Raw genomic sequence first — 20,472 nt, 5'->3', positions numbered from 1 at the left:
CATGGTTTGATTTCTGCTCGAGGCAGCTTTGGGAGCATTGACGATCATCTGGAAGAAGGCGCAGGTCAATACTTGGACTAACTTTATAGTTGCAATTTTGACCGACATTATTCATGGTCAGGTATGGGGAGTTGACAAGGCATGCTCAGAGAACCGGTGCACAGGCAGTGTGGCGCCGCAACGTGCTCAGCATTAATCTGTGGGGGACATCATGCGATACGTCGCGCGGGCGCCAAGTCCGCCGGCTGCCCTTGGAGGCACGCTTGCGAGCGAAAGGCGGCAATCCTTTCTCCGATACCTGCAACTTGATCCCATGAAGCGCGAACAGACTCGCGTTCCAATCATGGAGTTCGAGTCACGGGAGATCATGCGTGATCTCTCGCACATGTTCCTGGGAAAGTGCGCATTCTGCGAACAGGCGTCCAAGAGCATGTTCCTGCACCGCTTCAGGCCGATGAACGATGCTGAGCCAATGATCGGCAGCGAGGAAGACGGGCGCGCGCGCGACGCCCATCTCTACTACGGCTGGCTGTCAGATGCCTGGATCAATCTCTATCCGATCTGCGGGGACTGCAGGCCGAAACGAACTACCTACTTCCCCGTCGATGGGCAGAGGGCGCATATCCCGACGCCGGAAGAATATGCCGGGTTCGTCGAGAAAGGCGATGGAACGTGGCCGAACCTAGACTTCGACGAGACTCCGCTCCTGGTCGATCCTTGTGCGGACGACATTGCCCACCATCTCGTCCCGCGCGAGGACGGATCGCTCGAAGCCGCAAGCCCGCAGGGCGAGGAAACGATAACGCATTTCCGGTTGAACCGTACACGATTAAGAACCAGGCGAAAGCAGGCGTTTGACGACTACGCAAAACTCGAAGGCGACGGGCCAAACGACACCAATGAATTCATTGGCCTCTGGCAGATCTTGAGGCGCCAGAGCGATGCCGGCGACGCCGAAATTGCCGCGATCACCGCGTCTGCGAATATCGTCGAGGAAGCCGACATCGCTGGAGGACCGCCCCGCCTGAAGGAAATCCGGCTGACGAACTTCAAGGCGATCGAGACGCTGTCAATCAAGCTGCCGGCTGCGCCAGACCCGACCGAACGCATGGCGCAGGCACTTTTGATCCTTGGCGAAAATGCTGCTGGCAAGAGCTCGATTCTGGAGGCGATCGCGCTTGCACTCGTCGGCGCCGACGCTCGCCCTGACCTGGTCGAGGAACCGGGTGGCCTGAGACTCAACCCGAGCTTCATGGGTGCGGAGGACTTGCCGCAGAAGCGATCGGCCAAGGTCCGGCTACAATTCGACAATAGACAGGCCTCAACGCTCACGGTCAGCGCCAGGGGCTGTTCCCAAACCGGCGAGAACCGTTTGCCCCTGGTCTTCGGTTACGGCGCCTACCGTCATTATGTGCGTGACCTGCATGTATGGAAACCTTCTCGACCGGTGCTCAGCCTGTTCCATACCGACAGCCTGCTCAGCAATCCGGAGAACTGGCTTCTAGGGTTGTCGCCTTCGGACTATCGTTCCGTTGTCCAGGCGCTCGGAGTGATCTTCGGGGCGGCCGAAGAGATCGACGTCATTTATCGCGATGAAGCCCGAGGCCGTTGCTTCGTCGAGATGCAGATCGACGCGTCCGGTAAGAAGAGCCGGACACCGCTATCGAACGTCTCATCGGGATTTCGCACGATTCTCGCATTGTCCTGCGACATCATGCGATGGCTGATGGATCGCGACATCAATCCGAGCTTTACGACACTGACCACGGCGGAAGGGATCGTGCTGATCGACGAGGTCGAGGCTCATCTCCATCCCCGCTGGAAGATCCAAATCATGAAAGGGCTGCGCACCGCCCTGCCGGCCATGACCTTCATCGTCACGACCCATGATCCGTTGTGTCTCAGGGGAATGCGCGATGGAGAGGTCGTGGTGCTAAGCAAGGTTGCCAGGCAGCTGGGCGGTGGCCAGATCCCGGTGATGGTCGACAGCCTCACCCAGTTGCCGAAGGTGTCGGCGTTGACCATCGAGCAACTCCTGACTTCGGACCTGTTCAGCCTGTTTTCCACCGACGACCCCGAGACGGAGGCAAGCCTTGCCCGGCTTGGCGATTACCTCGCGAAAAAGGATGGAAGTGCACCGGACCAGGCCGTCAGAGCGGCGATGGACGCGATCCGCAGGCAGGTGGTTGATGCCCTTCCGGTCGGGATGAGCGAGGCTGCCCGCCTCGTGCAGGAGGCCGTTGCGGACTACCTCGTCAAGCGCCGCAACCTTGCTGGCAAGCCACGCGAGGACCTCCGTGACTACACGAAAAGGCGAATCCTGGCCGTTCTGGAGGGCATCTGATGCGGCGCGTCGACCGCGCACTGGTTTCGGCGCCGGCGGTTCTTGTCGGCAACAAAAGTCGCGGCGGCAAGGAACTGGCCAAGGCGAAGATCTTCTTCGAAGCGCAGGCAAAGGCAAAAGCTGAGGCACCGGCGGTGGGCGCGCCTGCTCCAGCAACGAAATCAAGGAAGAAGAAGGAAAAGACGTTCAATTTTAGCGCCTATTCCGACGAAGCCGTCAAATACGCACTCGACAAGCTGTTCTTCGGCAAATGCGCCTATTGCGAAAGCCGGTATGCCAACCAGGCGCCGGTCGATGTCGAACATTATCGGCCGAAGGGTCGTATCGCTGGCGTTGCCAATCATCCCGGCTACTGGTGGCTTGCAATGGTATGGAACAACCTGCTGCCAAGCTGCATCGATTGCAATCGCAGGCGATGGCAGGACTTGCCGAGATTTCCCGAGAGCCTCGCGCAACTGCTGGCGGCGCCCGAGATGCAAGGCGTCAAGGCATCGCTCGGCAAGCAGGATCTGTTTCCAATCGCCGGCACTGCCAGGGCGACGGCGGACCTACCCGACATCGACGAGCGGCCCGATCTCATCAATCCCTGCGTTGATGATCCCGAGGAGCACCTGGTGTTTCACATCGATCGCGGCGATCCGCTTGGCCTCGTCCTTCCGACCTTCAAGAACAACGTCCCCTCCCGGCGGGGCCTCACATCGATCCATGTCTATGGCCTGAATCGGCTTGGATTGGTCCAGGAGCGAACTCGGATCCTCCGCAAGCTCGATCTCCTGAGCCGGTTGATCGACGAAATCGGCAAGATCTCGGAGGCACTACTTGCCAGCAGTGATCAGCAGAACAAGAAAATGGGTGCGCGGCTCGATCTCCTGATCAACCAAATCCTCGACGAAATCCGCACGATGGCGGAGCCGGACCAGCCCTATTCGAGCCTCGTGAAGGCTTGGTCCAAGACGCTTAAAACCAACTGAGGGAGATGGGACATGAGCGCGCCAGAACAAAGCTGCGACCTCGTCATGAAAGGCGGGATCACCAGCGGTGTGGTTTACCCGAAAGCCGTCGTAAGACTCTCGCACAAATATCGCTTTCGCAATATCGGCGGCACATCTGCCGGTGCGATTGCCGCAGTCGTTACGGCAGCTGCCGAGTACGGGCGTGCTGACGGCGGGTTCGAGAAAATCGAGGCACTCCCAAAACAACTGTCAGCAACGCTCCTGGAGAAATTTCAACCACGCCCTGAACTGCGACCGGTCTTCAATCTATTGGTCGCGGTCATGGCGAAGAGCATCACAGGTTCAGTCCTTGCGCTTTTCAAAGGCTACGCGATGCCAGCGCTGGCCGGCCTCGTGCCTGCCGTCATTGTCGCCATCATGATACCGTTGATCTCGCATTCAATACCGGCGACGATCCTCGCGGTCCTCCTGTTTCTGTTCCTGCTTGTGCTTTTTCCCGTGGCCACCGCAGGCTTTGTCGCCGCGCGCGACGTTGCGCGACGCCTTCCACAGGCCGACTACGGTCTCTGCAACGGCATGACACAAGCCTATTCGCCGGTTGGGCACCCGGCCCTGACCGAATGGCTGGCCGATACGATCGATCTCGTCGCGGGGCATCCAACGACGGGCGCGCCCCTCGGCATTAAGGATCTGGAAAAGCGCGGAATCATGGTACGGACTGTGACGACGGACATCACGTCGCACCGCCCCTACGTTCTGCCGATGGAGAACAATCTCCATTATTTCTCGGAACGGGAGTTTCGGACGCTCTTCCCAGGTCGGGTTGTCGATGCGATGCTGACAGCGCCAAAACAGGGATCGACAGATCTTTACCCCTTCAAGATTGAAAACCTCCCGCTCGTGGTTCTGGCGCGCATGAGCCTCAGTTTCCCGGCGTTGATTTCCGCCGTCCCGCTTTATCGGAACGACTACACGCTTGTTGGCGTAGACGATCAGCACAAGCTCGTCCGTTGCCTGTTTTCCGATGGTGGCTTGTCTTCCAACTTCCCAGTGCACTTCTTCGACCAGTTCCTGCCGTCCCGTCCGACCTTTGGCATCTCGCTTGGCGAATACAATCCCAAGCGGGAAAAGCCAGGCACTACGGGCGAAACGCGGGTGGTTCTCCCAGCAAGGGCGACACAGGGACAACTCCTGCCAACGCGGGGCTTTACCGGCCTTATCGGCTTCGTGTTCGCACTCTTCGACAGCGCCAAGGACTGGCAGGATTCGCTCCAGTCGATCCTCGCCGGCTATCGCGAACGGATCGTGACGGTCAATCTGAAGACGGAAGAGGGTGGGCTCAATCTTGAAATGCCTCCCGCCCGCATTACACAGCTGACCGGTTTTGGGGAGATCGCGGGAGACCTCATCAACAGCGACTTCGACCTCAACGAACATAAGTGGCGACGTTATCTGGTCGAAGTGCGGGCACTTGAGGAAATGTTACGCGATTTCGCGGCTGCCTACGCGGAGGCACCCGAACCCGGCTCGCTAAGTTATGCAGCGATCGCGACCCAGTATTCTCCATCTTCCTATAAGGAACTGACGGAAGAGGAACGTCGCGTCTTGCGCGATCGCGCGGAGGCGATTGCAGCCCTAGGCGAGAAGTTTCGGGCTTTGCAGCCGCTCGATGGGTTTGCAAATCATCTGCCAACTAGCCGCAGCAGGATTCGCTCGGTAGCCAGGATGGATTACTGACCACGTGCCTGAGCCAAATCGCCATTGGCGCCGCCATTGACCCAGCGGCTGATCTGCGTTGCGGGCGACTTCCGATGCAGTGGAGGGTTAGCGAGCCCCCGGAGGGAGGAGACATTGCCTCTCGCCTTGAAGCGAATCGAACCGAGGACCAATTGCGTCCATCTAAGCTGCTACGATATTCAGCCTTTTCGCGTCACGCTGCCCACCGGTTTGCTAATTTCCTTCTTTCAACAATCAAGGTCGCGCGGTAGCGCTTGAGAGGTAGCGCCCAATTCGAGTTGGCTGCCCCATATATTTTTTTGCAAGGAAGACGCAACCGATGATGAAGACCATCACCGAATCAGCAATAGTGGCGGTTGTATATTCTTGAGAGCCGCAAGGTGTCGAATGCATTTGAGCCGTATTGTTATTAAGGGTTACAGATCCCTTTCCTTCGTCGACGTCGATATCCAGGACAAAGCGACCTGCATCATCGGTGAGAACAATACCGGTAAGTCTTGTTTCATCCAGGCGCTTCGCCTCTGTCTCGACGTCGACTTTTCGTCTGCATTCCGCGCGTTGCAAAAGGACGATGTCCATAGCAGCATCGATCAAAGCCGGCCTTTTCAAGTTTTGGTGGGAGTGGAGTTTACGGGGTACGAGGCGAGCGACAACGAGGTCGCCATGCTGCACGGGACGCAGCTCGGAGACGGTAGAGCCCGGATATATTATCGGTTTCGTCCCAAAAACCTGGTCCGTAGTGCGCTGGCATCCGGCGAGCGATCCGCTGACAGCTTGACGCTCGACGATTTCGGATGGGAGCTCTATGGCGGCGGCGATCCCAATATGGACCTTGCCGACTTCGAATGGGATACTGATAATGACGAAATCGGCGCCCGCTCTGTCGGCTTGCAGTATCTTCAGGCCTACAGGGTGGTCTTCCTCCATGCGCTCCGCGATGTCGAAGGCGATCTCGCCGATATGCGCCGTTCGCCGCTCATTCGCCTGATCGAGGCGACCAAGATCGGAGCAGGCGAGCAGGCGGCGTTGATTGCCGCCGTGAAAGCCGCAAACGAGGCTATCGAAAAATCTCCCGCAATCGAATCCGTCGCCAACGCCATCGACGGGGCGCTGAAGGACGTCACGGGAGATGCTTTTGCACTCGACGTCGAAATCGGCCTGAGTTCGCCCACCTTCCAGTCGATCCTGCGAAACATCCGGATCCTGTTGAGCGGTCCAACCCTCAAAACCTTCGAGCCGAGACGCAACGGCCTTGGCATGAACAATCTGCTCTACATCGCAATCTTGATCGAGCAGTTTCGCAAGCGCGCCGCTGAAGGCAAGGCGGCGGGCGAACTGATCCTGATCGAGGAGCCCGAGGCACATCTGCATCCGCAGCTCCAGAGCGTCCTGCTGGACGCTCTTCGTGATTTGCCGTTCCAGTCGATTGTCACGACCCACAGCACGCAGGTGACGGCGAAAGCACCGTTGTCGTCGTATGTCATGATGACCAATACGGGCGGTACCGCGCCTTACGTTTCGACCATTGCCTCGAACACTGCGCTGACACCGCACGACGTTGCCGATCTTGAACGCTATCTGGATGCGACGAAGTCGAACCTACTTTTCGCCCGCAATGTAATGCTCGTCGAGGGAGCGGCGGAGGCTTTTCTGCTTCCGGGCCTGATCAGATCAGCGATGGGGATAGACCTCGAACGGGCCGGAATCTCGATCGTGCCCATTCACGGCGTCCATTTCGGAGCCTATGCACGGCTGTTTTCTGAGATCGGTCTGCCGAAGCGTTGCGCGATCGTGGCCGATGCAGATCAGGAACCGTCGGACGCCAAGCCGACAGATGACGAAGACCAAGACGACCTCGACGTGCCGGAGAAGGAGGTTCTGAGCGCCTTGGAAGGGAAGTATGTAAAGATCTTCCTGGGCGCAACAACGTTCGAACGGGAGATCACCCTTCCCGAGAATCTGGACATGCTGCAGAAGGCAGCAGCGCGCATCGGCGCGCCCCGGATTTCCAAAAAACTCGAGATGGCCGATCTCTTCGGGTTGGTTGACGACGGCTTGAAGAAGAGCGTGTTAAACACGGCCAAGCGGTTCGGTAAGGCGCGCTTTGCGCAGCTCGCAGCCGAAAACATTTCGGAAAAGGCCGCCATCCCTGACTATGTTCGCGACGCTGTAGACTGGCTGCTCGAATGAAGCTGACACCGCAACAACAGCTCGCTCTCGATCATCCCGGCAATCTCCTTTTGAAGGCGTGCCCAGGAAGCGGCAAGACGCGGACGATCGTTGCAAGGCTCGTTAAGGAGGTAGAGGAGGTCCGGGGGACGCCCTTTGCGGTAGCATGCATCACCTACACCAACGCCGCGGTCAACGAAATCGACGCCCGCGTGGCGGCCCACCTCATGCCGGATGATCAGACAAACTATGTCGTTTCGACGATACATTCGTTCTGTCTGCATCATATCCTGCGGCCCTTCGCGAGCCGAGTCGCAGGGTTTTCCGGTACGATGAAGGTGTTGACCTCGGAGAGAGCCGAGTTCGTCGAAATCGCCGATCTCGCCGCGGAGATTGCCGGCCGATATGATCTTCGTTTCGAAGATTATGTGCGTTTCGGCGGGATCGGCCTCGACGCCAGCGGTGCGTATATCGGATCGGCCCTGGAAGATGACATGATCGCTCTGGCGGCGCCGCACTTCATGCGACTGGCAGCCGAGCGCGGTTTTATCGACTTCGCCAGTATCCTCTATCATTCCTACTGCCTGCTGCAGGACGATCGAGAGGTTTCCCGATCTGTCGCGACGAAGTTTGGTTCGTTTCTGATCGACGAGTTTCAGGATACGACGGAAATCCAGGTCGAGATCCTCCGACTTTTGCATGAGGAGAAGCGCTCGAAGTTCTTCCTTGTCGGCGATCCTGCTCAGTCGATCTTCGGATTTGCGGGCGCGCGACCCGAGCTCATCGACCCCTTCGCTGACGAGATCGGCGCCAAGCGCGACCTGTCCCTATCGTGGAATTTTCGATCCAGTCCGGCAGTCGTCGAACATGCCGAGCGTCTCTTTCCTCGCAATCCGGCAATGACAAGCGAGGGCAAAGCGAAGAATTGCCTAGAGCCGGTCCACCTCGTTTCGACGGGGAACGTCTTCGATGCTATAACGGACGAGTTCCTGCCGGCAATCGAGCGCATGAAGTTGCCATTGGGCCGGTCAGCAATCTTGGCAAAGAGCTGGAACGCGCTTTATCCCATTTCTCGTGCTCTTCGGGACTACGGGATCCGTGTGGTTGGCCCGGGTGCAAGGCCCTACAGGCGCTCGCGCCTTTTCGCGTCACTGGCAGAGCAGCTCGGCGCCGCCATTACAGATGAGCATCTGTACAACGTTCGGCAGCTGGAGCGAGCGACCTTCAATGCGATCCAGGATGCCACCGGCGAAAGCCGATTTGACGTCTATGGCTTTGACGGACGGCGAACTATGGTTGCGCTCCTACGGATCGCGAAGGACTTGGCGCGATCGCTCGACGGCGTCGAATGGCTCGACGCGATGGCCCAGGAGGTCGGTCGTGTCCTGGTGGAAGACCAGTGGATCCCGCCGAAACACCAAGCCGACTTCCCCGCTTCCGTGCAGGAGATGGTTTCGGACATGCGGCACAACGGTATCGATGTCGACAACCTTTCAATCGATGACCTCGGCATGTTTGCCAGCCCTGACAAAGCGTTGCGGTTGATGACCATCCACGAATCGAAGGGACGGGAATTTGCGGCTGTTGCAGTGATCGGTCTGAAGGAAGGTTCTATGCCGCATTTCAAGGCACGTACCCCTGAGGCGGTCGATGCAGAACGGCGGCAATTTTACGTCGCGGTTACCCGGGCAGAAAAACTCTTGATGTATGTGTACGACCGTGACCGCTATAACAATCCTCCGAGCCGGTTTCTCGGATCGGACGGCGTCGGGATGGTCTAGCGAGGCCGGCCGTCGATGTGAGTGAATTTGGACCAAGGCGGGTTAATTCTCAGTCCGGTGCCATAGTTGGCGGTAGGGTAGTCCGCAACCTCATCGAGCATTGCAAAGCGATCACGCATTTGTGATGACAAGCTAAGGTCTTGAAGACATTTGAAGACCTTTTAAAGCCGCTTTGAAGACACAGGGCAGTTGCTCTCCATGTGATCTCACTTGCGTCGGGATCCAAACTTGGCAATATGCGGCAGCAGGCAGCACCACTCGTTTTTTTGCTGAGAGGTGCGCCATGAAAGACCCCATCGATTATCTCAAAATCAAATTCCTCGGTATGGAGGCTTCCGCCGGCGGACGATTTGCAATTTGCGCACTGGTCTTAATCCTTTTTGCGGTACTGGCGGTTCGCGTTTTGGGCGGATGACGCTCATTGGAACGGCCGGGACCGATGCTGAGGTTAGTGTCCAATCTATCGGGAACGTTTGGAGAATACCGTGTCCGGATTTTGCGCGTTATGTCTTACAGCTGCTGAACTATGTGAATCCCATGCGATACCGAAGGCGTTCATCCGTCCAATCCTGCGGGCAAATGGCGGATCCGCGATCTTGATGCCCATCGGGCCGGGTAAGATCCGCAGAGGAGGCGACGTTCTGAAGGGCAAGCTTCTTTGCGCACAGTGCGAGGAAATGACGAACAAGGAAATCGACGCTCCGGCAATCCGTTTTCTGACGAATTTGAAGCAGCAGGTTGACCGCGGCGACGGTCTAAAAGGAAACTTCAGCGCGAAGGAAATGGCGATATTCGCTGTTTCCGTCCTATGGAGAGCGAGTCTCATTCGTGGCTACACGCCTGTTCGGATCGATCGCAGAATGCGAGAACGGATCCGGCAGCTTATTCTCGACCGCGATCAGAGCCCGTTGAAACTATTTTCCGTCCGCCTCGGGCGTCTCGTTGACCGGACACCCGGCGGTTTTGACGGGCTATCGCTCGCACATTTCATCTTTCCCCCCAGCGGCCATGTTTCAGGTACAGCCCAGCAGGTGGTGACAATGGCGATGCACGGGTTGATCTTTGAACTGGGTTTTCCTCGCAATCGGGCAACTTCGCTCCAAAAGCCTGGCTATCTCAAGGACGGCGGGCTCACTATATCGCTGCCCGACTATGATATCTTTCAGAGCGAGCCCATCGTGGCGGCACTCGTGAGCGGTTATGGCAAGGACTATCGGGGGCACACAACTTTGAAACAAAAAAAGACCACGAGACAGAATCCGACACCGGAATTGGATATAGCGGAGTGAAATGTCGTGCATTCACGCTTTGCTGACGATGACGCATGCCCTTGCCGATCCGGCCGGCTCTATCGCCAGTGCCATGGACATTATCTGAAGCATCTCGACCTTCTTTCCGGCGCATCTCGTCCGCTTGACGACCTGATGCGAAACGCAAATCCACAAGAGCTTCTCACGACGAGTCTCCGACGCATCCATGGGTACGGCCGGCCCATCGAATCCTGGAAAAGCGGAGAGAGGCGGTCGGTCCGGGTCAATCAGACGATCTTGACCTCAGAAAGCTGGAAAACTTTTCCGGATTTCCTCATGGGACACACCGTGTTCTGCTTTGGAATGGAGTGGTGGAGCCAAGAGCTGGCAAAGCCAGAGATAGATCGGCATCCGGTTGTAGCGCAAGCTGAGCTCATTCGCACAGCGACAAACAGAGGCGAGTTGAATCCTGAAGGCCTGGTGAATATTCAACCGACGGGGGCGATGTTGTCCTTTTTGGGTCTGGCTTACGACCTCTATCTCTGTGCCCACAATGAAGAAATTCCCGCAGAATTGATGAGGCGATTGAAGGATCCCGGCCAATTTGAGGGAGCCCTATACGAAGCATTCGTGATCAGCATTTTCGCGCGAGGGGGCTTTGGAATCGTGTTCGAGGACGAGCGGGACGTCACTCGACGACATTGCGAGTTCACGGCGATCAATCGGGGGACCGGCTTTAAGTTTTCAGTTGAGGCAAAGGCAGTTTCGTCGAGTTCGAAGCGCGCCGGTAGGTCGGATCTGCAGCCCCCCATCAAAAGCAAGTTACACGACGCGCTGAAGAAGGCCGCCGATCATCCCAGGATCGTGTTCATCGAAGTGAACCGATCCATTGGCGGTTCTGGGGATCCCGCTTGGCTAAAATCGTTCTATGAACAGATCGACGATGCAGAGAAGACGCTCACGATGGATAAGTTGCCGGCGCCGGCCGCCTACGTTTTCGTGACGAATCGTCCGCTGATCATCGAAGGATTGGGGCCTGGTGGCGAGCATTTCGAGGCAGCATATAGCGGCTTCAAGATCGACGACTTTCCCCCGGACAGGGCATCCGACATGCTTAGTCTGCACAGAGCGAGAATGCGTCACCTCGAGGCTTATCAGCTCCTGCAGGCTGTACAATCGTTGACGGCAATTCCTATGACCTTCTCAAGCGACCCGTTCATCCTGCTCTTTCAGGGCCTTGAGAACGAGAATGCTCGCGGCCCCGTCTCGCGTCATCCGCTCGAGTTGTTCGATTTCGTGTTTAACACTTACTGCCAATCGTCGCGTGAAAATCTGATGGAATGGCTTTCACAGTATTATCCGCGAACCGAGTTGGAGAACCTGTCCCAGATAGAGTTGGCCGAACTCTACAGCGCAGGGATATCAGCGTCGATGTGGCGCGAGTTCGGGACAACAAGGAAGAAAGGGTAAGTAATCGACGGCAAGCTGCAATGGTCCTTGGTGCGCGGCGGGATCTAAAGTCGAATCAACGAACTTGTCCGAAGCCAGAAACTGGTCCACTGCCTGTAGCCGCGAGCTGCGGTCACACAATTCCCCACGCCCGAAACCTCCCCCTCCCGGTCATCTCGCGCAGTCCGAGCTCGCCAACGATCCGCCGCGCCGCCTGCGGCGTCACGCCGAGCGTCTTCACCACCATGCCGGCGGAGACGAGCGGCTTCGCCATGACGAACTCGATCAGTTCCGGCAGTTTTGACGACGCCCGCCGGCCGGTCAGTTTGCGCTCCATCATCTGCCGCGCCAGCGCCAGGCGGTCATGTTCTTTGAGCCCGATCTCGGCGGCCGCCAGAAAACCGTGGGCGATGGCGATCAGCCGGGTTTGCCGGTCGCGATGACGGCGCCGATCGACCGGAATGGTTTTCAGGCCGAGATTAAGCGCCGCGAGATGACTTTGCGTGGTGACGTCGGCCTGGCGTAGGATCGAGGCGGCCAGCAGCCGGCCGAGCCAGGGTGCATGCTGCAGGACGGCCAACTCGTTCCAGGCATCGAGGGCGACCATCGCCTGCAGCACCGCCGGCAGGTGTTCGGCCTGCCGCAGCACGTCGCGCCATTCGTCCAATCGCGCATCTTCGTCCCAATCGAGATCATAGACCAGCGGATCTTTTTCCGCCGCGCTGACGCGACCGGGTTTTCTGGCTTCTTCGATCGCCGCTTCCGATCGGGCCAACACGGCTTCGATGGCCGCGTAGTCAACGCCGGGCAGACTGTCGCCATCGTCGGGGTCCCCCTCCCCGTCGGGCTCGACCGCAGCGACGCGGCCGGCGCCGCCGCCCGTCTCGGTCTGTTCGGCTTCGGGTGACTTCACGGGCGAGGTCTGCCGGAGGGTGCGCACACCGTCCGCCGACAGGGCCCAGGCGGGGGGCTGTGCGGCGATACGCCGACGGGTGCGGAGTACGTCGCGGGCGATTGTCAGTTCATGGGTGGGTGTGCGAATATCCCTTGTCGCATCGTGCAGAACCAGGTCTTCGAGGTGGACCAGTTCACCGTCGAGCCAGAGTGATGAGCAGGCGTCAGTGAAGTGGGTGCGTTCGACAAAACCCTGCCCGACCGGCGAGCGGGCGATGCGCTCGTCAAGACGAGCCAAAGCGATGCCGGCATCAAAAGCCGGTCCAACCAGGCTGTTTATGGGCAACTTCGATAAATCGTAAGACATTGAAATCATGGTAAATGATTTGCTAAACGAACTCTATCTTAAAGTTACAGTTCCTCACTGGATATGGCTGCTGGTTAGGTGTCTCACCACCGATAAGGATCAAGTATCGATAGTGATGGATTTGGCGGCGCAAATCAGCGATGTCAGTCATCGGGGATCGGCGGAAAGCCCGCAATCCAGGCTTTTTGCGGCCTTTTCATTTGGGATCGCTGGAAAATTCCGCCTGATCGAGCGGAAATGACGCGCCGGGCCGGTCGAACTCCTCCCCTCCCCAGACCGCGTCTTGGCACCAAAGCCTGTCCAAATGACAGGTCCAGCTTCGCTCGCCTCCGAAACAGCCGATTTCATTGCATTTCCGCCAGAATTGCCCACTGGCGCGCTTTGAGGGGCCGCGATGAGCGGTGGCCGGGCTCAACCGAGAAAACGCGCTGAATGGCGCTCCATTTCAACCATAAAACACGCTTGCAAACCTTCGTTTTCTCATGCATTCATTATCTGTACAAACGCCATCAAAAACGAGCCAAAACTGATGCCGCAGGTTGCAAGCGCCAGCTCGCCTCCCCCGCCGCGACGGCTGATCGGATATGCGCGGGTGTCGACCGACGATCAGCTCAACGACGCCCAGGTCGACGAGCTGCGCGCCGCCGGGTGCTACCGCGTCCACCAGGAGCATGGATCCGGCATCTCACGCGCGCGACCGGTGCTCACCAAACTGCTGAAGGATCTCACTGCCGGCGACGTGCTCGTCGTTGTTCGTCTCGATCGCCTGGCCCGATCGGTCAGCCATCTGCTGCAAGTGATCGAGGACCTTGATGGGCGCGGGGTGCATTTCCGATCGCTGCGCGATCCGATCGACACGTCGACGCCGCAGGGCATGTTTTCGCTGCAAGTGCTTGGCGCCGTCGCCCAGCTCGAGCGCGCCCTGATTGCCGAACGAACCAAAGCCGGCATCAAGGCGGCGAAAGCCAGAGGCAGGCTTCCCGGCAATCCCGGTCTGCGCGAGCGCCGACCGGAAGCGATCAAGGCGGTGTCGCAAGCGCGCGAAAAGCTTTATCTCGACGAACTGATCTCGTCGGCACAGACCTGGCTCCCGACGGTGCGGCAGTTGCGCCCGCAGCATAGCTGGGACAACGTCGTCCGCATCCTCAATCGCCGCGGTCATGATTGGACGGTCGAGCGACTCCGCCGCGCGGTGCATCGGATGGTTCGCGAGAAGCTTGCGGAGCCTGAGCTGCTGGCTCGCTCACCGCGTCGCGCGCCCGAGGATCATTTGATGAAACTTGTCGCCGCGATCACCATCGCCGATCCCAGTTTGTCGCTGCGCGACATTGCCGTGCAACTGGATCAAATGGGAGAACGGCCGGCGCGTGGTGGTAGGAAGTGGCAGCCCTCTTCCGTCAGAGCGCTGTTGGACGAGGCACATCGCTTCGGCTTAGTTCGTCCTTGAGTAGGTTATTGATAAGGGAGCGCCCGAGCTTTTTGCCCCGCGAGCTTCCGTTACCGGCGGAAATCTCCTTCTAATCCGTGCTTGCCACGACCTGTTCGGCCAAGCCGGCCACGGTGGATTTCCTGCCCAATGGCGCAAGCGGTCCTATCATTTTCTGCCAACCACCGAGGTGGTTACAGTAGCAAAGTCGCTCTTATAACTCGGGTCGACTGGAGGCTGCATTGGGTGCATGAGCGATAGCTCCGCTTGCTATAACTCACAACCTCCAGCATAATTGAGTTATAGGAGGAAGGGCTATAACTCATGCACTGGAATTGGACGCAACTCGGCTGGCCGCACTTCAGCTACGATCGTGAACCGCTCGAACCGCTCGAGCGGCAGTTTCTCAAGTCCTCGGGAGAGGTCATCGGGGCCGTGCGTCACTTCAATGAGGAGGACGGCAAGTCGCTGCGGATCGAGCTTTTGAGCGATGAGGCCGTGAAAACCTCAGAGATCGAGGGTGAGATGCTGGATCGGCTGAGCGTGCAGTCGTCGCTGCGTCGGCAGTTCGGCCTTGATGCCGACAACAGGGCGATCAGGCCTCAGGAACGTGGCATCGCCGAGATGATGATCCACCTCTTCGAGACGTGGTCCAAACCGCTCGACCATGAAATCCTCTTTCGGTGGCATTCGATGCTTATGGCAGGCAACAGCCATCTCGCAACGATCGGTAGCTATCGGACTCACGAGGACGCGATGCAAATCGTCTCCGGCCGCTTCGACAAGCCCACCATTCACTTCGAGGCACCGCCTTCTAGGCAGGTACAGTCCGAAATGGACCGTTATGTCTCCTGGTTCAACAGATCCGGACCGGAGGGCGAAAGTCCCCTCCCCGCTCTGACGCGCGCTGGCATAAGTCACCTTTACTTCGAAAGCATCCATCCATTCGAGGATGGAAACGGCAGAATCGGCCGAGCATTGGCAGAAAAGTCGCTCGCGCAAAACATCGGGCAACCGAGCCTGATCTCGCTTGCATATGCGATCGAAAAGAGCCGTAAGGCTTATTACGGAGAGCTCGAAAAAAATCAGCGCAAGCTCGATATAACCGAATGGCTCTTCTACTTCTCGCAAACCATTCTCGATGCGCAGCAGACGACTCTCACGCGCGTTGCGTTTTATATCCGCAAGGCAAAGTTCTATGGACGGTTCAGCGGCCAGTTCAACAAGCGCCAAGACAAGGCTATCTCCCGCATGTTCCGCGAAGGGATTGAGGGCTTCAAAGGCGGCCTAAGCGCGGAAAACTACATCTCGATTACAGGGGCGTCCCGGGCGACGGCTACTCGAGACCTTCGCGATATGGTTGAGAAGGGAGCGATGAACCGCACCGGCGAACGCCGCCATACGCGTTACACCTTAAACCTGCCGGAGCCAGAGCGATAGAAACAACGGGTCGGGCACGGCCTTTCGTCCACTCTATCCGAAGAGCGCGACATCACTCGCGAAAGCAGACTGGCTTGATTCTTGCTGTGACGAGTCATTAGTTTGCTGCTTAAATTGCGAAGACACGAGGATTGTTATGCCAACTGGCAGGGTTAAGTTCTTCAACGCCGATAAAGGCTTTGGTTTCATCACGCCGGAAAGCGGAGGAGGCGACGTTTTCGTGCATGTCACCGCCCTGCAATATGGCGATTTGCTCAGAGAGGGACAGTCCGTTTCCTACGATCTCGGTCAGGATCGAAAGACCGGCAAGTTAAAGGCGGAAAACGTCAGACCGCTCTGACGCCATTGGACCGGAGCCGCGGTAACAGGTTCAAAAAGCGCCTTCGGGACCGCCTGCTCTTAAATTGCGAGATCTCGGCCTGTGCCGAAATCATCGATAAGTTAGTCGCCCCGCCGTATGTGGCACAGCGACCCAACTTGAAGCGCTTCTTGGGTCGAATGGTGTCCATCCAGAAGCGGAATATCTATGAGACTAGCATAATCCTCAAATCCCATATTGGTGATAGCAAGACCCCTGATGTTATCGGCACGTATGGTCACATGATGAATTCGAACACAAGTTCTTCGCTGTTGTCCGAGTTCACGGAAAAGAGCGCTGCCGATCTTTGGGTTCGCGCGTGCAAATGTAGCGATGTCAACAAAACGGTAGATCACCGTACAGGCTCAACGACTGAAAGCCGACAAGCAGCCGATCGTGTTCCACAACATAAAAGCAAGCGCAAACTCGCGATTAACAAACCATCGGCGAACTCGTCGGCAGAAAGCGGTTGTCTCCAGCGCCGTCGTTCCGCCGGCGCGGATGATTTCCGTTCAGAAGGCTACCCAGCTCCGCCGAATCCGAGCTTACGGCCCTTCGACTATGCATGTTCTCAGCGATCCCATTTTAGATTACTAGCTTATCGGCGATACTCGGGAGACCACAAGCGAGCATCTTACCTGCTGCGGTCTCCAAGCAATATCAGCTTTTTTGTTGCTCACGATGCTCTCCGGCCTGGCGAACCATTCATTCGCATCAACGCCATCAACATCGGCCCAAGTGAAAACTCGCCGCGTTCTGCCTTGCGGGTGAGGTCACGCAAATAACCGCCCGCATTGTTGATGTGCCCTGCCCTTTCGAGGATGCAGGCCATCACCGCCGCAGCATTCTCGGCCCCCAGTGCCTCGCAGGCATTCTGGTAGGCGCTCGGGCTGACGCCCAGCATCGATCGAACGACCACCGCGGCCGACATGAGATCGCGCCAACTGCCGATCGTGCCGCCCGGCCCGTAGTTCGAAATCTCAGGGCAGGCCTGCAACACGATTCCCAGCGGAAACGCCTTTATCGGCTCTCGCATCCGCCCAATGTCTGGGTTCGATTTCGCGCCCTGCTCTTCTTCAGAGCGAGGTTCAAGTTCATTGCTGGATTCGGGTTTTGAATTCTGTATGTGACGTCCATTCTGGCCATCATTGCCATCTGTTTTTTGAGAATCTTCCTGAATTTCCAGTTGGTTGATGATCTCTTCACGCAACATTCGCATTTCGTTGAGGACGGATTCAATATCTTTGAGGGTCGGGGAGCGGGGGGCGCGGGCGAGGAGCTGCACGTAGTGACCTTCCAGCTTTTCCCAATCGCCAGAAGCGCCCTCTTCTATCGCAGCCGTCAGCAGCTTACGAACATCGCGACGGCAGATCGTCAGTGCTTCCTTGGCGCTGCGGAAGTGCCGGCGCTCGGCCGCTACCTGCTGCGCGAGCTGCGCAAGCTCTTCGGCCCGAGCAAGCAGTGGCGCGAGGCTGAAGCCGAACGCATCTTCGATCTGGCCACCATTGTCCTTTCGGGCGTATCGTTTGCCATTCGCACTGTCCTTGCGCTGGATCAGTCCAGCATCGACGAGTGCGGCAAGGTGTCGTCGCAATGTCGTGCCAGCAATACCATGCGCTCGAACGGAAAGCTGTTCATTTGACGGGAACACCACCAGGCCGCGCTCTTCCGAAAGCTCATTATCCGGGTAAAAGGTCAAGAGCGCATCAAGAACAGCAAGGGCGCGGTCCTGAATGCCGAGCGCTGCCCGCGCCTCCGAGGCATCGCGAAAGATCTTCCATTTGTCGGCCGTCTTACCCGGCCGCATCTCAGCCGTTTTCATTTGCCCTCTTACCTGGGCAAGCGACATCGGCCGCCGCCCGAAGGGCGTCGTCACACTTCCAATCTGCATTTTTTCTCTCACCTTAATTGAGGCAAAAGACATCCGCCCGCCAAATCGACGGTTACGACTCTTGACAGGGATTCGTGGAAATGCGATTCTCGATCTTGCTTAGGGAATACGAGAAGGGCTTCCACGACTTGGGTCGTTGGGGGCCTTTTTCTTTTGCGGCTTCAGTCTCCTTTGCTTCCCTCCTTGAGGAATTGCTCGTAGAGCGCATCCAAATTGCGGGAAAGATATTCTCCGAAACGGCCAGCATTCTTCGCCTTCATCGAGAGCGAGAAAGCTTTGCCCGTATTCTTGATTTCAGCCTGCACTGCCTTGTCCCGGGGCTGCCACTTCGCCTTTTGAGTCGAAACCTCCGCCTTCCTCACAGGCCGCGCTGATCTGTTGAGCGCCTTATACAGAGATGAAAAGCGTTCATCCGACGGCAATGCGTCGAAGCCGTCCGCGCTCAAAACTTCTGACACTTTGCCGCTATTGACGAATTTTCCGACTAGAAGTGAAAGCTCTACCCAACGCTCTCGACCCACACCCGGAGCTGATCCGATTTTTTCTATGACGTCAGCCGAGATGCGCTCTGCCACCGTCATCATCTTCGAGATCGAAGCCGCATTTGCCGACAATGCCAAGGAAATCACCTCTCGGCCATAGCCAAGATCATCCAGGCGCTTGGCGAATAGCGCCCTTTCGATAAAAGAGAGATTCGCACGCGCGGAATTTTCCTGCCCTTGAGCAATGACATGGGAACGGTCGTCGATTGCTTTGACAACAGCCCGGACTTTTCTGCCGAGGTCCCTTGCCGCTCTTACCCGTCTGTGGCCGAAGACGACCTGATAAAGACCATCGACCTTCGTGTGGGGCCGCACGAGAATAGGCGTGTCCTGCCCACGTACTCGAATCGCCTCTAGCAGATCTTGATACTCGCCGTCGTCGTCTGAAATCCGATCCTTTACGAAAGAGCCTTCAATTTGTGCCGGATCGAGTTCGATAATTGCCTCGCCTTCGAGAAATTTATCAGCTTGCTTTGCCAACTCGTCCAGCGAACGCACGAGAGATTTGCCTGCGCCTCGCATTGGATATGCGGGTGCCGCGCTATCTTCATGCAGGTCAGCAAGTCCCTCGAGCAGATTTTTCCGTGCCATATCATTTGCTCCGAACAGCCGTTAGCTGTTTGTTTTTCCGCATAAAAATTCCGTTTTTGTCAGCCGACAAATCGGCGCCCCCATGATTCGTGAACGAGGCCGGCAATTTCAGCATTCACGGCATCCAACGATTCCATCGCACGGTCATACGTGCCTCTATTCATGGATGCCCGATCAACTTCGTACAGCGTTTGCTTGGTAATCCCGGCATCCGAAACCGCCGTCGACTTCACCATCTGGTTCTTTAGTATGAACTCGTGGAACATCGTGGACATAAAGCCGACCATCTGGGCTTGGGGAACATCGGTCGGCTCGTAGCGCGTGATCAAGTATCTGTACCAGGAGAGGTTCACTTCCGCGCCAGCCGCACGGATCGGCTTTAGAATTCCACCAAGCATCAGAAGGAACTGACCCATCGACATCACGTCGAGCATCTGCGGATGGATTGTTATCAGAACACTTGTGGCTGCGGTCAGTGCGGTCAGCGTCAAATATCCGAGCTGCGGTGGACAGTCGACGACGACGACATCATAACGATCGTCGACCTCAGCTAAAGCCCGCGATATGCGGGTGAAAAACGTTTTGCCTTCATTGGAAGACTTATCAGACATCGCAAGCGGCGTGTCATATTCATACTCCTGCAAATCCAGGTTTGCAGGGACAATGTCCAATCCGGGGAAATTAGTGGTCTGGATGATTTCCGAGATTGGCTTTCTCGCACCATCGTAACGAATTGCGTCATAGATCGACGCAATCTGATCGAGCTCCGGTTGGAAACCGTGCAGAGACGAAAGGGATGCTTGAGGGTCGAGGTCTACGGCGAGGACGCGATGCCCGGTCAATGCCAGGTACTGCGCCAAATGGGCAGCGGTCGTGGTTTTCCCCGAGCCTCCCTTGAAGTTGACTACAGCAAGCACCTGCAGCTTTTCACCGCCGCGCCGATGGGGAACATACATGCGGTTGTCGGATCGACTGTGCGTATCCAGATATTGGCGAAGTTCCAACATTTGTTCGGCGGTATAGGAGCGACGACCCGAGGACGAGGTTTGAGGGGAGGGGCCCTTTCCCTCCAGATGCAGTTTTTTCAGTGTGCTTTGCGATACGCCGACATAGGTCGCGACCTCTGCCAGCGAGAAGCTTCGCAATGTCTTTTTCGCGTTCGGCGGGAATCGTTGTACGCTAAGTAGGTGCAGCTTTTTCGAAATCAAATCACCCTGTTCAAGGATTTGATCTTCAAAGTGCATCGGCATCTTAAGCGAAGCCATCGAATTAGCGTTCAT

At 57.3% G+C, this 20,472-nt stretch carries 16 protein-coding genes and 1 pseudogene; 12 read left to right on the top strand and 5 right to left on the bottom strand.

What is annotated here, in order from left to right; translation table 11 throughout:
- The first annotated feature begins 367 nt into the window (after positions 1 to 367).
- The 8 genes from N2601_RS29690 (at position 368) to N2601_RS29655 (ending at position 11,704) form a co-directional block, all read left to right on the top strand.
- Positions 368 to 2,344, top strand: a complete 1,977-nt coding sequence (locus tag N2601_RS29690) for an AAA family ATPase (protein ID WP_260305574.1) — start codon at positions 368 to 370, stop codon at positions 2,342 to 2,344.
- Positions 2,344 to 3,315 (top strand): hypothetical protein, encoded by a 972-nt coding sequence (locus N2601_RS29685; RefSeq protein WP_260305573.1) that lies wholly within the window; start codon positions 2,344 to 2,346, stop codon positions 3,313 to 3,315. Before N2601_RS29690 ends, N2601_RS29685 begins: the two co-directional genes overlap by 1 nt.
- 12 nt (positions 3,316 to 3,327) lie before the next feature.
- The gene (locus N2601_RS29680) at positions 3,328 to 5,034 is read left to right on the top strand and encodes a patatin-like phospholipase family protein (RefSeq protein ID WP_260305572.1); all 1,707 of its coding nucleotides are present in this window, start codon (positions 3,328 to 3,330) and stop codon (positions 5,032 to 5,034) included.
- Positions 5,035 to 5,421: 387 nt separating this feature from the next.
- The gene (locus N2601_RS29675) at positions 5,422 to 7,224 is read left to right on the top strand and encodes an ATP-dependent nuclease (protein WP_260305571.1); all 1,803 of its coding nucleotides are present in this window, start codon (positions 5,422 to 5,424) and stop codon (positions 7,222 to 7,224) included.
- Complete coding sequence (locus tag N2601_RS29670; RefSeq protein WP_260305570.1) at positions 7,221 to 8,984, top strand: ATP-dependent helicase; 1,764 nt, start codon at positions 7,221 to 7,223, stop codon at positions 8,982 to 8,984. Before N2601_RS29675 ends, N2601_RS29670 begins: the two co-directional genes overlap by 4 nt.
- A gap of 283 nt (positions 8,985 to 9,267) precedes the next feature.
- Positions 9,268 to 9,399 carry a hypothetical protein gene (locus N2601_RS29665; RefSeq protein WP_260305568.1) on the top strand — a complete coding sequence of 44 codons (132 nt, stop codon included), beginning with the start codon at positions 9,268 to 9,270 and terminating at the stop codon, positions 9,397 to 9,399.
- A 70-nt stretch (positions 9,400 to 9,469) separates the two neighbouring features.
- On the top strand, positions 9,470 to 10,273 hold the full coding sequence (locus N2601_RS29660) for a hypothetical protein (protein WP_260305567.1): 804 nt from the start codon (positions 9,470 to 9,472) through the stop codon (positions 10,271 to 10,273).
- A 6-nt stretch (positions 10,274 to 10,279) separates the two neighbouring features.
- Positions 10,280 to 11,704: a YecA family protein gene (locus N2601_RS29655; RefSeq protein ID WP_260305565.1), complete on the top strand. Its 1,425-nt coding sequence runs from the start codon at positions 10,280 to 10,282 to the stop codon at positions 11,702 to 11,704.
- A 112-nt stretch (positions 11,705 to 11,816) separates the two neighbouring features.
- On the opposite strand, the gene N2601_RS29650 is transcribed toward N2601_RS29655, so the two are convergent.
- Positions 11,817 to 12,953, bottom strand: coding sequence for an RHE_PE00001 family protein (locus tag N2601_RS29650; RefSeq protein ID WP_260305564.1), 1,137 nt, complete (start codon positions 12,951 to 12,953; stop codon positions 11,817 to 11,819).
- Here N2601_RS29650 and N2601_RS29645 point away from each other — a divergent pair.
- The 4 genes from N2601_RS29645 (at position 12,952) to N2601_RS29630 (ending at position 16,150) form a co-directional block, all read left to right on the top strand.
- The gene (locus tag N2601_RS29645) at positions 12,952 to 13,185 is read left to right on the top strand and encodes a hypothetical protein (RefSeq protein ID WP_260305563.1); all 234 of its coding nucleotides are present in this window, start codon (positions 12,952 to 12,954) and stop codon (positions 13,183 to 13,185) included. The two genes, N2601_RS29650 and N2601_RS29645, sit on opposite strands and share 2 nt — an antisense overlap.
- A gap of 288 nt (positions 13,186 to 13,473) precedes the next feature.
- Positions 13,474 to 14,391 carry a recombinase family protein gene (locus tag N2601_RS29640; RefSeq protein WP_260305561.1) on the top strand — a complete coding sequence of 306 codons (918 nt, stop codon included), beginning with the start codon at positions 13,474 to 13,476 and terminating at the stop codon, positions 14,389 to 14,391.
- Positions 14,392 to 14,694: 303 nt separating this feature from the next.
- On the top strand, positions 14,695 to 15,810 hold the full coding sequence (locus N2601_RS29635) for a Fic family protein (RefSeq protein WP_260305560.1): 1,116 nt from the start codon (positions 14,695 to 14,697) through the stop codon (positions 15,808 to 15,810).
- Between the two features lie 136 nt (positions 15,811 to 15,946).
- Positions 15,947 to 16,150, top strand: a complete 204-nt coding sequence (locus N2601_RS29630; RefSeq protein ID WP_260305558.1) for a cold-shock protein — start codon at positions 15,947 to 15,949, stop codon at positions 16,148 to 16,150.
- Between the two features lie 101 nt (positions 16,151 to 16,251).
- Here N2601_RS29630 and N2601_RS29625 read toward each other — a convergent pair.
- The 4 genes and pseudogenes from N2601_RS29625 to repA all read right to left on the bottom strand — a co-directional run bounded on the left by N2601_RS29625 (position 16,252) and on the right by repA (position 20,472).
- Positions 16,252 to 16,735, bottom strand: a pseudogene (locus tag N2601_RS29625) (GNAT family N-acetyltransferase).
- A 109-nt stretch (positions 16,736 to 16,844) separates the two neighbouring features.
- Entirely contained in the window at positions 16,845 to 18,059 is a 1,215-nt protein-coding gene (gene repC / locus N2601_RS29620) for a plasmid replication protein RepC (RefSeq protein ID WP_260305798.1), read from the bottom strand.
- A 161-nt stretch (positions 18,060 to 18,220) separates the two neighbouring features.
- Complete coding sequence (gene repB, locus N2601_RS29615) at positions 18,221 to 19,192, bottom strand: plasmid partitioning protein RepB (RefSeq protein WP_260305556.1); 972 nt, start codon at positions 19,190 to 19,192, stop codon at positions 18,221 to 18,223.
- A gap of 59 nt (positions 19,193 to 19,251) precedes the next feature.
- Positions 19,252 to 20,472, bottom strand: a complete 1,221-nt coding sequence (gene repA / locus N2601_RS29610) for a plasmid partitioning protein RepA (RefSeq protein ID WP_260305555.1) — start codon at positions 20,470 to 20,472, stop codon at positions 19,252 to 19,254.

It is taken from the genome of Rhizobium sp. CB3060 (assembly GCF_025200735.1).
In the GTDB taxonomy this organism is placed as follows: domain Bacteria; phylum Pseudomonadota; class Alphaproteobacteria; order Rhizobiales; family Rhizobiaceae; genus Rhizobium.
Note: the sequence above shows the minus strand (reverse complement) of the source record. Positions and strands in the feature narration are given on the sequence as shown.

Excerpts from the sequence above, each read along its gene's own strand:
- N2601_RS29690 (WP_260305574.1), top strand. The coding sequence starts at position 368 with ATGCGTGATCTCTCGCACATGTTCCTGGGAAAGTGCGCATTCTGCGAA.
- N2601_RS29685 (WP_260305573.1), top strand. The coding sequence starts at position 2,344 with ATGCGGCGCGTCGACCGCGCACTGGTTTCGGCGCCGGCGGTTCTTGTC.
- N2601_RS29680 (WP_260305572.1), top strand. The coding sequence starts at position 3,328 with ATGAGCGCGCCAGAACAAAGCTGCGACCTCGTCATGAAAGGCGGGATC.
- N2601_RS29675 (WP_260305571.1), top strand. The coding sequence starts at position 5,422 with ATGCATTTGAGCCGTATTGTTATTAAGGGTTACAGATCCCTTTCCTTC.
- N2601_RS29670 (WP_260305570.1), top strand. The coding sequence starts at position 7,221 with ATGAAGCTGACACCGCAACAACAGCTCGCTCTCGATCATCCCGGCAAT.
- N2601_RS29665 (WP_260305568.1), top strand. The coding sequence starts at position 9,268 with ATGAAAGACCCCATCGATTATCTCAAAATCAAATTCCTCGGTATGGAG.
- N2601_RS29645 (WP_260305563.1), top strand. The coding sequence starts at position 12,952 with ATGGTAAATGATTTGCTAAACGAACTCTATCTTAAAGTTACAGTTCCT.
- N2601_RS29650 (WP_260305564.1), bottom strand. The coding sequence starts at position 12,953 with ATGATTTCAATGTCTTACGATTTATCGAAGTTGCCCATAAACAGCCTG.
- N2601_RS29640 (WP_260305561.1), top strand. The coding sequence starts at position 13,474 with ATGCCGCAGGTTGCAAGCGCCAGCTCGCCTCCCCCGCCGCGACGGCTG.
- N2601_RS29635 (WP_260305560.1), top strand. The coding sequence starts at position 14,695 with ATGCACTGGAATTGGACGCAACTCGGCTGGCCGCACTTCAGCTACGAT.
- N2601_RS29630 (WP_260305558.1), top strand. The coding sequence starts at position 15,947 with ATGCCAACTGGCAGGGTTAAGTTCTTCAACGCCGATAAAGGCTTTGGT.
- repC (WP_260305798.1), bottom strand. The coding sequence starts at position 18,059 with ATGCAGATTGGAAGTGTGACGACGCCCTTCGGGCGGCGGCCGATGTCG.
- repB (WP_260305556.1), bottom strand. The coding sequence starts at position 19,192 with ATGGCACGGAAAAATCTGCTCGAGGGACTTGCTGACCTGCATGAAGAT.
- repA (WP_260305555.1), bottom strand. The coding sequence starts at position 20,472 with ATGAACGCTAATTCGATGGCTTCGCTTAAGATGCCGATGCACTTTGAA.